Here is a 12,596-nt window from a genome sequence, read left to right as displayed (position 1 = left end):
TGGGCTTAATTTCCTAGCGCTTTCTTTGTGACATAGGCACGATACCCAATAATAGCCATTTGCCATTTTTTTGCTTTAGAAATATCTAATCCTTGTTTGGTAAAACTGGGAAGTAAAATTTTATTTAGTTTGGCTAGCAATTTGTACATAGTAGATTTGTTTATTCAAAGATATAAAAAAAGACCTTGTGTTTGATGCAAAGCCTTTTTAGGTAAAATTGTAAATAATTCTATATTTTCAAAATCAAATTTTCATCGCCTTCTGTTTCTTTATTTATGGCATTTCTTGGCGCTACCGTCCAACCCGTTTTATTGATAACAAATTTGAACAAGTGCGTTTTGTTCTTTTCAAATTGTGATTTTGGAACAGTTAATTCATACGTGTTTTTGTTTTTTTGAACCATCTGATAATTTTTATCATTCGGATTCCAATTGTCAAACGAACCTGCTATAGATACATTTTTTACCAAATCTGAATTTAAAGCTTTATCGTGCACATAAGTAAAGACTACACTATCATTCACAATTTTGTATCCGTAAATACCAGATTGTTTTTGGTTTTCAGTCAAAAGATCACTTGAAAGCTTTATAATGGCTTCTCCTAAAGCATTTGCGGTGTTTTCATCACTTATGTTTACAATAATCGAAAGTCCTAGTTTTCTTTCTGGATATACTATCAGCATATTTTGTGTTCCAAAAGCTCCGCCATGTTTCCAGCAGTTTCTGCCATTATCATTAACTTGAATATAATCCCAGAAATAACCATTGCAGGTAGTTGTGCTATTGAGAAGATTCCGTTGTGATTCTTGAACAATTTTATCTTTAGTATTTAATTCATAATTAATGAATTTAGTCAAGTCACCTAAAGTAGATTTTAAACTTCCGGCAGCGCCCCAAAGATTATCTGAAATACTAGGCATTAAAACACCTTTTAGATTATAACCATTTGCAACTACCATATTTGAATTTAAATTTATTCCCGTTGAAGTCATTCCGAGTTTAGAAAAGATATTTTCTTTCAGAATCATTTCATAACTTTTCTGATAAACATTTTCCAGAATATGAGCCGTCAGATTGAGACTTCCGTTGCTGTATTTAAATTTTGTTCCTGGTAAAGTATCTAATGTAATCATTTTAAGATCTTCAAAAAATTTATTGCGGTTGTATGATTCATCTAGTTTTTTGAAAGCTAAATAACTGCTGTCATTGCGGTTTTTTCGCAACTCGTCGGTATCTGGAAGATCTTTACTGAAACCTGTTCTGAAAGAAACTAAATCCTTTACAGTAATGGGAGTGCCATTATATTCTAAATTTGGATAACTGCCATTAAGGTATTTCCTGATGTCTTCGTCGAGATTTAATTTTTCTTCTAAGACTGCTTGAGCTGCAAGTAAACCTGTGAATAATTTAGTAATTGATGCTACTTCAAATACGGTGGTATTGTTGGCAATGTTTTCTTTCCCTTTATCAATTTCTCTATAATGCCTAGTGTATGTTTTTCCGTTTTTGACAACACCAATGGAAATTGAATTTGCTTTTGATTTTTGCATCAAAATTGAAGCTGCTTTGTCCATTGATACAAGCACATTCTTTTCAATGGTATTTTGCTGCGCAAAAATTGAAGATGTAAAACAAAGAAATAGTATTGAAAGATATTTTCTCATTTTGAGCAATTTTAAAAAATAATTAAATTTAAAATTGAAAAAACCAGTGTTTTAAGCACTGGTTTTTAAAATTGGGAATAAAGTATGATTAAGCTTTTTTGTTTTGTTTCTCCATTTCCTTCATGTTTTTTTCATGCTGTTTCATGTTTTTTTCATGTTGTTTCATGTTCTTTTCAAGTTGCTTCATATCTAATTCATACTGTTTCATGTCTTGCTCATATTGCTTCATGTTGTTTTCATTGTCACTAGAATCATCTCCAAATTTAAAGTTGAAGTTGTAATTGAATTGTTCCATTTTTTCGTTGAACTTTTCCATTGCTAGTTCATACTTAGCCATTTCTTTTTCAAAGATTGCTTCACGTTTCGACATAATTTCACTAACAGCATCTCCGTAAGCAGACATAGCATCTAAGTTTGGTTGAAATTTTTCCATCTTCTTTTCAAATTCATCCATTTCTTTTTCGAACTTTTTCATAGCTACTTTGTCCATTGGATTTTTAGGCGCTACAGGAGGCTTCGGCATTTTAGACATGTCAACTGTTGGAGCAACTGGCAACGGTCCTGAAGGGAAGGTTGGTGGTGTTGGCGGAGTAGGAGGAGCAACATCTGAATCTCCATAACTGCGAACTATAACTTTTCCATTTTTAACGATTACTGGCGAAGAAATATTTCTATCATTAATAATAGCGATTGATTTACTGCCGTTTTCGTCTGTTCCAATTGCAAGTTCACAATCTTTAATAGGTTCGCTACTGTCAATTTTAATGGTTTGTTTGTGATTAGCACCAGAATTTACTTTAATTTGAATTCCTGTTAATTCTTCTTTGGTATTCCTTTTTACATCTGAAATTTCTACATCAAGATTATGGCTGGCTTTCAATTTGCCTGGAAGTTCATTTAACTCCTTGTTGCTTGTGTTTTTTGTTATCTTGATAATTTCATCTGCGTCTTTAATGCTGTCTTTCTGAACACTTACAACTTCTTTTTGTTTCTTTTCCTGGGCAATTGTTTCAATTTGGAATAAAAGAACAAATGCGCCCAGTGCTGGAATTACAGCATAATATTTCCAATAATTCCTTTTGTTTGATTGATTCTTGTTTAACATAACAATTCGTTTTTTGATTAATGATTGATAAAAATGATTGGTGATTGCAACGCAGGTTTCGTGAGTTGTGATTTTTAAAAGTGTGTATTGATAAGCTTTTTTGTCGCTAATTTTTTTGGAAGCTTCATAATCTGCAATAAATTCGAGATTTTGTAAAATAGCTTTTTTGTAAAGCCAAACAATTGGATTAAACCAAAATAGAATACAAAAGATTCTCGAAATTAAAACGTCAATGGTATGATTTTGATCGCTGTGCACTTTTTCATGTTCCAAAATATTCTCTAGTTCAGCAGCTGTGTATAGTGATGAATTGTACACAATGTAATCGAAATAGGAGAAAGGAGCAATGTTTTCCTTTACATCAATAAGTTTAAAATCTTCCTGCTGTTTAATCTTTTTTCCTTTTAAAACAGTGTTCAGACTATAAAAATCTAAAGCAAATTTTATCATAAAAGCTAAGAAACCAATTCCATAAACCGCGGCAGCAACCAAATTCCAATCGATGTCGAAATTTTCTTCTTGTACCGCAGTCACATGTGACGCGTGAAGAGGTTTGTAAGTTGTACTATTTTGTATTTCTGCTGTAATATTTCTTATTTCAGCCATTTCAGTTGCAGTAAGTTCAGTTGGTGCTGGCGGAGCTTCAACCCAAATTACTTTAGTGTACACTACAAATGGCAGTACCAAAGAAGTAATTAATCCAGCTAATAAAAACCAGCGGCTACTGTTAAAAAAAGTTTCTTTGCGAAGTAGAAAAATGTAAGCGAAATAAAATGTTGCTAAAAGTCCGCTTGATTTTAGAATAAAAATGAAAAGTGCTTCCATACTAATTATAATTATTTACTTTCTTTTGGATTCTCGATCATGTCCAAGATTTCACGTAATTCGTCTGCAGAAATTTTTTCTTCTTTAGCGAAAAAAGAAACCATGCTTTTATAAGAACTATTAAAATAATTATCAATTGCAGTGTTCATAAAACCTTGTCGGTAATCTTCTATACTTACAATCGGATAATATTGGTGTGTGTTTCCAAAAGCATCATGCGCAACATATCCTTTTTCTTCCAAATTACGAACAATAGTCGACAAGGTGTTGTAATGTGGCTGGTCTTCTAAAATCTCTGCTTGAATTTCTTTTACAAAAGCTTTTTTTAGCTTCCATAAAATATGCATGATTTCTTCTTCTTTATTGGTTAGTTTTTGCATCTTCTGATTTGTTAGATTAAAACAGATTATTTTTTAGTTTCAATTTCAATTACTCCATTTGAACCTTTTTCTCCATATTTTGCTGTAGCATTAAGACCTGTGTAAACACTCATAGATTCGATATCGTCTGGTTTAATACTGTTATAATCAAAGGAAGAAGGCATTTCTACTCCATCAACAACTATCAATTGATTTCCAATTTTACTTTTTGGCGAATTTGAAATTTCAGTTTTTTTGCTTTTATCTTTGGACTCATTGATTGTTTGAATTCCGATTTTTTTATCGCCATTTTTATAAGTAATAACAACTACACCAAATTCGTTTATGGTTTGATTTTCGGAGTTTTGAATAGATTTAGCATTCTGTTTTCCTTTTTTAATATCAACTGCAATTGAAGTTAGCTCATTTGATGTGTTTCTCTTTACATCAGAAAACTCAAATTTTACTTTGTGTTTTTTCTGTAAATTGTTTTTGATTACAATCAATTCAGCATCGGTAGAATTTTTGCGGATTTTAAAAACATCTATAGATTCAATATTTGAGTCGTTTTTTTCGTTGACAGTTTGAGTTTTCTCTTTTGCAATTACTTCCATATGAAATAACAATAATGCAAATGTTGCAACTGCTGTAACTACAGCGTAATACCCCAAAGAGTTTTTCTTTTTTGATTGATTTGTGTTTGACATAATGATTCGTTTTTTGATTAATGATTGATGAATGGAAAAAAATTATTTTTTAGTTTCAATTTCAATTACTCCTTGCGAACCTTTTTCGCCATATTTTGCTGTAGCATTAACTCCGGTGTAAACACTCATAGATTCAATATTTTTTGGATTAATACTATTAACATCAAAATTAGAAGGCATTTCTTCTCCGTCAACAACTACTAACTGCATATTCATTTTTGTTTTTACTGAATTAGAAACAACAACTTTTGGGTTAGAAGTGATAACAACATTAGTTGATGATTTATCATCTGTATCTGTAATTACAACAGTGTTAACAGTTGTACTAGTAATACTGTTAGTTTTTGTACTATTAGTAGAATTAGTGTTAGCATTTTTTTCTGTTTTAGTTTTTAATTTATTGCTAGTAGCTTTTTTAGGTTCTTTATTTTTAGAGTTGTCTTCAGTTTGGATTCCGATCTTTTTATCTCCGTTTTTGTATGTAATAACTAAAATTCCAAATTCATTTATTGCTTCTCCATCAGTAGATTGTACAGATGTTGCTTGTTGTTTTCCTCGTTTTACATCAACTGAAATCGACGTTAGTTGGTTTGATGCATTTCTCTTTATATTAGAAACTTCAAACTTAATATTATGATTTTTTTGCAAATTGTTTTTGATTTCGTTCAATTCTGAATCAGTAGAATTTTTACGGATTTTAAAAACATCTACAGATGCAATGTTTGATTCTTTGTCAGTAACAATTTGAGGTTTTTCTTTTGCGATTACTTCTACTTGAAACAATAAAACAAAAGCCGCTAGTGCTGGAATTACTACATAATACTTCCAAGAATTTCTCTTTTTTGATTGATTTTTGTTTAACATAACGATTCGTTTTTTGATTAATGATTGATAAAAATGATTGGTGATGGCAACACAATTTTCGTGTGTTGTTATTTTAAGAAGAGTATATTGATACGCTTTTTTATCTAAAAGTTTTTTTGCTGCTTCGCTGTCTGCAATAAATTCAAGATTTTGTGTAATTGCCTTTTTGTAAAGCCAAACAATAGGATTGAACCAGAAAATAATGCTGAAGAATCTAGAAATCAATACATCAATAGTATGATTTTGATCGCTATGCACTTTTTCATGCTCGATGATATTTTCTAATTCTGAAGCCGTATACAGTGATGAATTGTAAACGATATATTCAAAATAGGAGAACGGAGCAATATTTTCATTAATATCAATAAATTTGAAATCGGCTTGCTGCTGTACTTTTTTTCCTTTAATAATGGCATTCAAACTATAAAAATCTATAGCCAATTTAATGATGAAAATAATAAAACCGATTCCGTAAATTCCTAAGATAATTTGATTCCAATTGAATTGAGGAGCTTCTTTTTCTACACTTGGCAGATTAGGCTGGAAACTCTCTAAAAGTGGAGTTGCCTCAGTCCATATTACTTTGGTGTAAGTTAGCAAGGGCAAAATTGCAGAAACTATTAAACCAGACAATAAAAACCATCTATTACTGTTGAAAAATGTTTCTTTGCGCAATAAAAAAGAATAGGCGCAATAAAACAAAAGCAATAAAAAAGTTGACTTAGCGATATAAATGAAAATTGAATCCATAATCAGAATTATTTTTCTTCGTTTTTATTTTCGATCATTGATAAGATCTCTCTCAATTCGTCTGCTGATATTTTTTCTTCTTTAGCAAAAAAAGAAACCATGCTTTTATAGGAACTATTGAAATAATTATCAATTGCCGTTTTCATGAATCCTTTTCTATAATCTTCAATAGCTACAACCGGAAAGTACTGATGCGTATTTCCAAATGCATTATGTCCAACATAACCTTTCTCTTCCAAATTGCGAACAATAGTAGATAAAGTATTGTAATGTGGCTGATCTTCTGTGATTTCTGCTTGAATTTCTTTTACAAAAGCTTTTTTAAGCTTCCACAAAATCATCATGATTTCTTCTTCTTTGTTTGTTAACTTCTGCATCTTCTCTAATTTTAATTCAAACCTACAACTATTTTTTTAGTTACGCAACTATAAAAATAGTTATTTAACTAAAAATTAAGTTTGATTTCGTTTTAAGCCAAAGAAAAGCTATTCAAATTTAATTGTAATAAATTGAATATTAGTGATTTATAAAGTTAAAGTTTTTATTGAGGTTTTTCTGTGACCAAAGCATTTTTAATCCAAATGCAGCAACCAGTTGCAACAACTCCAATGCAAGCCATAAATAACCAGTTGATTTGATAACCCAAGCGAGTAATAATTTCAAAACCAAGTTTAGAACTTATAATATGAGCCAAACTAAAACTCATGGTATAAAGCGCCATGTAGCGACCTTCTTGTCCGCGGGGTGCACGGCTCAAAGCAAAAGCATTCGAAAAAGGAAAAGTTAAAACTTCTCCAATAGAAATACAAATCATGCTGACAACCAAAATTCCAGCCCAGAAATTAATAAGCAATAAAAAGAAACTTGATGCCATTACGAAAGAACCCAAAATGATAATTCTGATTTTCGCAAAACCTTTCTTTTCCAAAAAGCCAACGGTTGGCATTTCTAAGGCAAAAATCAAAAGTCCGTTCAACGTCATTAATAAACCAGTCTGAAATTCGCTTAATCCAAACTTTTCATTATGATATAAAGGTAAAGTTGTAAAAAGCTGAAAGAAAATCATGGCAGTAATGAAACTTACAAATAAGAAAACCCAGAAAATCTTGTCATGGAAAACTGATTTTACATCTTCAGCGCTTTCAGCTTTATCTTCGTGAACTACTTTTTTCTTTTCTTTTACTAAAAAGGCAAATATAGATATGGCTATAATACAAGAAGATCCGTCAACCCAAAAAAGACCAGAATAGCCCATTCCCATAATAATTAGTCCGCCAAGAGCTGGTCCTGCAGCAAAACCTAAATTTACAGCTAATCGAACAAGCGTTAAAGCTCGAGTTCTATTTTCAGGTTTAGCATAAGCCCCTAAAGATACGAACATGGCCGGCCTGAACATATCTGCAACGGTCATCAAAAGAAACATTGCAATGCAAAGCGACCAGAAGTGGGTAATATATTGAACGAAGAAAAGGGAAACTCCGCTAGTAAATAAGCTGAAAACCATTATTTTGTAGAATCCAATTTTGTCTGAAAGCTTGCCGCCAAGCCAAGAACCTAACATAGAGCCAAGACCAAAAGCAACCATAATCCATCCCACTTGATTATACGAAAAATGAAGATCTTCTTTTAAATATTTAGATAAAAAAGGAAGTACCATTGTTCCGGCACGATTAATAAAAGTAACAATTGTAAGAATCCAAATTTCTCTAGAAAAACCTCTAAAATTATTAATGTAGTGAGTAAAAGCGTTTTTAAGCATTTTGTGTGATAGATTATCGCAACAAAGTTAGCAAACTTTGTCAAGTTAAGTGGTTGTCGTTTTGTTACTTTTGAACTATTTTTGCATAAAATTTCTAAGATGAAAACTATCTGCGCCCTTGTTTTATTGTTTGTTTTTAATTTAGGCTTTGGTCAAAAAAAGTTTAACAAAAGTGATGTTATAAAATTTCAGAAGAAATTGAATTCAGAATTTGCTGATCCTAAGACTAGTCCATTAATGGCAAAGGATTTAAAGACTTTTAAAAGCTTAGAATTTTATCCTATAAACGAAACTTTTTTTGTCAATGCAACTTTGGTAAAAGCAAAAGGCGGAAAAGTGATAGAAATGAAAGAGAGCGGAAAATACACTTCAAAGTATACTAAATATGGTACTTTGAACTTCAAAATCAATGGAAAAGCTTTTAAACTTGCCGTTTATCAAAATTTAGAACTCATTATTCAAGATAAATATAAAAATTATCTATTTCTGCCTTTTTCAGATTTAACGACTGGTAAGCAAAGTTACATTGGTGGCCGCTATATTGATTTAGAAATTCAGAAAGGAAATACAATTGCAATTGATTTTAATCAAGCGTATAATCCTTATTGTGCATACAATTATGAATATTCTTGTCCGCTTGTACCGCTTGAAAATGATTTGAAAATCGAAATTAAAGCAGGAGTGAAAGACTTTCATTAATGGAATATTTTAATTTTCATACCCATCAATTTACCAATCAAAAAGATGTTTTAGAATTGGTCAATCAATATCCAAAAGATTTTGATTCTTCTATTGCATTTTATTCTATTGGAATTCATCCATGGTATATTGACGAAAATCGTTTGAACGAAGATTTGAAAATTATAGAAGAAAAATTGCAGCATAACAATTGTTTAGCAATAGGAGAATGTGGTTTAGATAAAAGAATTGAAGTTCCGTTAGAGTTGCAGATTTCAGTTTTTGAAAAGCAATTGGAATTGGCTGAACAATTTAAAAAACCGGTTGTCATACATTGTGTTGCGGCTTTTCAAGAAATTACAGCGATTAAGAAAAGAATGAAAATTTCTGTGCCAATGATTATTCATGGTTTTTCAAAGAATAAACAATTGGCAGAACAATTAATTAAAGATGGATTTTATCTTTCGTTTGGAAAATATTTATTGAAAAATCCAGATTTAAAAACCGTTTTCCAAGAAATTCCAAACGATCGTTTTTTCTTAGAAACTGATACAATTCAAGAAACAATTCAGCAAGTTTACGAATTGGCATCTGAATATAAAGAATTAAATATAAAAGAAATACAAGGTATTATTTCAAGTAATTATAAAAGTGTGTTTGAGTAAAAAAAGAAAATTAAAAGTTTGTCACCCTGAGCGAAGTCGAAGGGCACTTCAATTAGAAACGGGCTTCGACTTCGCTCAGCCTAACACTTGGAAACTGAAACAAAAAACGAAAAACAAAAAAAGAATAAACTAAAAAATTACAAAATAGAGAATATGGCAGAATGGACAGAAAGAGCTGAGCTTTTGTTTACCAAAGAAGGATTAGAAAATTTACAAAAAGCGAATGTTTTAGTTGTAGGATTAGGAGGAGTTGGCTCTTTTGCAGCTGAATTTTTAGCAAGAGCAGGAGTAGGAAACATGACAATTGTTGATGGTGATGTTGTGGATATTACCAATATAAACCGCCAATTGCCTGCATTACATTCAACAGTTGGTGAACCAAAAATAACGATTGTTGGAGATCGTTTGATGGATATTAATCCAGAATTGAAACTTACTCGTGTTAAAGAGTTTCTTTCTCCAGAGCGAGCTTTCGAAATTGTTTCTCCAGAATTTGATTACGTATTAGATTGTATTGACAGTATTACGCCAAAATTAAATTTGATTATTGCTGCAAAACGCAAAAGAGTAAAAATCATTAGCAGTATGGGTGCGGGAGGAAAAATGCTGGCTTCTAAAGTTAAAGTTGTCGATATTTCTAAAACGATCAATTGCTATTTTTCTAAAACAATCCGTAAGCGTTTGAAAGCAGTAAAGATCAATAAATTGAAAGTAGTCTTTTCATCTGAAATTCAAAATGAAAAAAGCTTAAAGTTAACAGACGGAAAAAATTTCAAAAAATCTTTCTACGGAACCAATAGCTATATGCCTGGATTATTCGGTCTTCATGCCGCAGAAACGGTGATTCGCTATTTGATTTCGAACGAAAAATAAGATTCTAAGTTGCTAAGGTTTACCTTTGGAGACTTAGAATCTTTGTCCAAAAAATAAACCTCAAAACACTAAAAAAACTTAGAACCTCAGAACCTTAAAAAAAATGATTAAAACAGTAATTTTTGACATGGATGGCGTAATCGTAGACACGGAGCCAGTTCATCGCTATGCCTATTATTTACAATTTTCAGAGTTAAATATTGAAGTGCCGGAAGAAATGTACACTTCATTTACTGGATTTTCCACTCGAAATACATTTCAGAGCTTAAAAGAATATTTTCCATCTGTAGATCAAGAAGTTGAAGATTTAATTCAAAGAAAAAGAACTATCTTTAATGATGCTTTTGATACAAAAGAAGATTTATATCTTTTAGATGGCGTCGAAGATTTGATTAAAGACCTGTACAATAATGGTATACAATTAATTTTAGCATCTTCGGCTTCAAAAGTCACTATTGAACGCGTTTTTACTCGATTCAATTTGCATCAATATTTTACGGATATTGTAAGTGGAGAAGATTTTCCGCAGTCAAAACCAAATCCGGCGATATTTATTCATGCAGCGTCTTTATCAATTGCACCTAAAGAGGAATGTATTATAATTGAAGACAGTACTAACGGAATAAAAGCCGCTAAAGGAGCAGGAATTTATTGTGTAGGGTATAAAAGTGAACATTCGAACCTGCAAGATCTATCAGAAGCAGATTTGGTTATCGATCATTTTAATGAATTAAATGCTCAAAAAATAGCACAGCTCAAGCCTTGAATTATATAAAATTTAACATTTGTTCCCTATTTGAATTTGTAAATTTGAAATAAAAAAAAAAAAACTGAAGAATGAAAAAAATACTTATTGCATTAGCCCTGATTTTAGCGCCATTAGCATCAGAAGCACAAGTAAAAACTCCGCAAGCAAGTCCAAAAGGATATATAAAACAAACTGTAGGTTTAACGGATGTTGAAGTTACGTACTCACGACCAGGAGCAAGAGGAAGAGCTGTTTTTGGAAATTTAGTTCCATTTGGTAAATTGTGGAGAACCGGAGCAAACGAAAATACAATTATTAATTTCAGTGACGACGTTATTATTGACGGTAAAACATTGAAAAAAGGTAAGTATGCAATTTACACTGTTCCAAGAATTGAAAGCTGGGATGTTATTTTTTACCTTTCTACAGATAATTGGGGATTACCAGAAAATTGGAGCGAAGCTTATGTAGCTTTAAAAACTACTGTAAAAGAAGATGCTTTACCAACTCCAATAGAAACATTTACAATCGGAATAAATGGTTTAGACCCGAATTTTGGTTATTTAGAAATGGCTTGGGAAAATTCTCATGTAGCTTTAAAATTTGAAGTGCCAACTGCTAAAACGGCTATTGCTAGTATCGATAAAACGTTAGCTGGACCATCATGGAACGATTATTATGCGGCGTCTCAATATTTATTTCAATCAAACGGAAATATCGAATTATCTAGAACGTATGTAGACAAAGCGTTGGATATGAGCACTGATAAACCTTATTACGTAACAAGATTGAAATCGTTGATTCAAGCAAAACAAGGTGATAAAAAAGGTGCGGTAGAAACTGCAAAAGCTTCTTTAGCCTCTGCAGAAGCAGCAAACAACGCGGATTACGTAAAATTGAATAAAGACAGTATTGCCGAGTGGAGCAGATAAGTTCTAATTTTATTCTATAATATTCAAAAACCAAAGCTTTATGCTTTGGTTTTTTTTTGCTCATTTCGTAAAAAAAAAATATAGACAGACTTGTCTGTTTGTGTTGTGAATTTTTATATATTTGCTACTATAAATTATGTTGCTATGTTACCAAAAGAGAGAATATTAGAAAAAACATTTATTTTATTTCATAGACAAGGTTACAATGCGACGGGCATTAATCAAATTATTGAAGAAGCAAAAGTTGCAAAAGCAAGTTTTTATCAGCATTTTAAATCTAAAGAAGATTTATGTGTTGCCTTTTTAAATCAGCGTCATTTATTTTGGTTTGAAGAATTGCAAAAATTCACAACAAAAGAGAACGATATGAAGCTAAAGGTTTTGGCTTCTTTTGATTTTTTAATTTATATGAATAAAAATGAAAATTTTAGAGGCTGTAGTTTTCTAAATATTTTATCAGAAATTCAATCTGACAATATTAAAATTCTAGCAGTAATTCAAAATCATAAAGCTGATTTGCGTTCTTATTTTACTGAAATTTTAAAGGATAATCTTTTATCCGATCATGTATATCTGCTTTTTGAAAGCTGTATTATAGAAAGTCAGCTTTTTAAATCCAATCAGCTTATCGAACAAACAAAAAAAATTATTCAAACTTTAATGTAATG

14 protein-coding genes are annotated in these 12,596 nt (G+C 31.2%); 6 read left to right on the top strand and 8 right to left on the bottom strand.

All coding sequences use genetic code 11. The features are described from left to right. Positions 1–5: 5 nt before the first annotated feature. The 8 genes from LL966_RS21020 to LL966_RS20985 form a co-directional block, all read right to left on the bottom strand. A complete protein-coding gene (locus LL966_RS21020) occupies positions 6–149 on the bottom strand; it encodes an SsrA-binding protein (protein ID WP_229355984.1) in 144 nt (47 codons plus the stop codon). A gap of 80 nt (positions 150–229) precedes the next feature. After that, positions 230–1,663 carry a serine hydrolase gene (locus tag LL966_RS21015; RefSeq protein WP_229355983.1) on the bottom strand — a complete coding sequence of 478 codons (1,434 nt, stop codon included), beginning with the start codon at positions 1,661–1,663 and terminating at the stop codon, positions 230–232. A gap of 88 nt (positions 1,664–1,751) precedes the next feature. Beyond that, on the bottom strand, positions 1,752–3,593 hold the full coding sequence (locus LL966_RS21010; RefSeq protein WP_229355981.1) for a M56 family metallopeptidase: 1,842 nt from the start codon (positions 3,591–3,593) through the stop codon (positions 1,752–1,754). An 11-nt stretch (positions 3,594–3,604) separates the two neighbouring features. Then, the gene (locus LL966_RS21005) at positions 3,605–3,973 is read right to left on the bottom strand and encodes a BlaI/MecI/CopY family transcriptional regulator (protein WP_229355979.1); all 369 of its coding nucleotides are present in this window, start codon (positions 3,971–3,973) and stop codon (positions 3,605–3,607) included. A gap of 26 nt (positions 3,974–3,999) precedes the next feature. After that, positions 4,000–4,659 (bottom strand): TonB-dependent receptor plug domain-containing protein, encoded by a 660-nt coding sequence (locus tag LL966_RS21000; RefSeq protein WP_229355977.1) that lies wholly within the window; start codon positions 4,657–4,659, stop codon positions 4,000–4,002. 42 nt (positions 4,660–4,701) lie between these two features. Beyond that, positions 4,702–6,273, bottom strand: a complete 1,572-nt coding sequence (locus LL966_RS20995) for a M56 family metallopeptidase (RefSeq protein WP_229355976.1) — start codon at positions 6,271–6,273, stop codon at positions 4,702–4,704. Between the two features lie 8 nt (positions 6,274–6,281). After that, positions 6,282–6,650 (bottom strand): BlaI/MecI/CopY family transcriptional regulator, encoded by a 369-nt coding sequence (locus LL966_RS20990; RefSeq protein ID WP_111284008.1) that lies wholly within the window; start codon positions 6,648–6,650, stop codon positions 6,282–6,284. Between the two features lie 164 nt (positions 6,651–6,814). Continuing rightward, the gene (locus tag LL966_RS20985; RefSeq protein WP_229355975.1) at positions 6,815–8,032 is read right to left on the bottom strand and encodes an MDR family MFS transporter; all 1,218 of its coding nucleotides are present in this window, start codon (positions 8,030–8,032) and stop codon (positions 6,815–6,817) included. Between the two features lie 99 nt (positions 8,033–8,131). Between LL966_RS20985 and LL966_RS20980 the strand changes: the two genes are divergently transcribed. The 6 genes from LL966_RS20980 (at position 8,132) to LL966_RS20955 (ending at position 12,594) form a co-directional block, all read left to right on the top strand. Then, on the top strand, positions 8,132–8,731 hold the full coding sequence (locus LL966_RS20980; protein WP_229355974.1) for a DUF1684 domain-containing protein: 600 nt from the start codon (positions 8,132–8,134) through the stop codon (positions 8,729–8,731). Then, on the top strand, positions 8,731–9,375 hold the full coding sequence (locus tag LL966_RS20975; protein WP_229355973.1) for a TatD family hydrolase: 645 nt from the start codon (positions 8,731–8,733) through the stop codon (positions 9,373–9,375). Before LL966_RS20980 ends, LL966_RS20975 begins: the two co-directional genes overlap by 1 nt. A 153-nt stretch (positions 9,376–9,528) precedes the next feature. Then, positions 9,529–10,248: a tRNA threonylcarbamoyladenosine dehydratase gene (locus LL966_RS20970; RefSeq protein ID WP_229355972.1), complete on the top strand. Its 720-nt coding sequence runs from the start codon at positions 9,529–9,531 to the stop codon at positions 10,246–10,248. Positions 10,249–10,351: 103 nt separating this feature from the next. Then, positions 10,352–11,014, top strand: a complete 663-nt coding sequence (locus tag LL966_RS20965) for an HAD family hydrolase (protein ID WP_229355971.1) — start codon at positions 10,352–10,354, stop codon at positions 11,012–11,014. A 71-nt stretch (positions 11,015–11,085) separates the two neighbouring features. Continuing rightward, entirely contained in the window at positions 11,086–11,928 is an 843-nt protein-coding gene (locus tag LL966_RS20960; RefSeq protein WP_229355970.1) for a DUF2911 domain-containing protein, read from the top strand. Between the two features lie 144 nt (positions 11,929–12,072). Next, complete coding sequence (locus LL966_RS20955; protein ID WP_229355968.1) at positions 12,073–12,594, top strand: TetR/AcrR family transcriptional regulator; 522 nt, start codon at positions 12,073–12,075, stop codon at positions 12,592–12,594. Positions 12,595–12,596: the final 2 nt, after the last annotated feature.

Origin of the sequence: Flavobacterium chungbukense (assembly GCF_020805785.1) — a bacterium.
GTDB classification, from domain to species: Bacteria; Bacteroidota; Bacteroidia; order Flavobacteriales; family Flavobacteriaceae; genus Flavobacterium; species Flavobacterium chungbukense.
The sequence above is the reverse complement of the archived record's forward strand: the minus strand, read 5'-3'. Positions and strand labels throughout refer to the sequence as shown.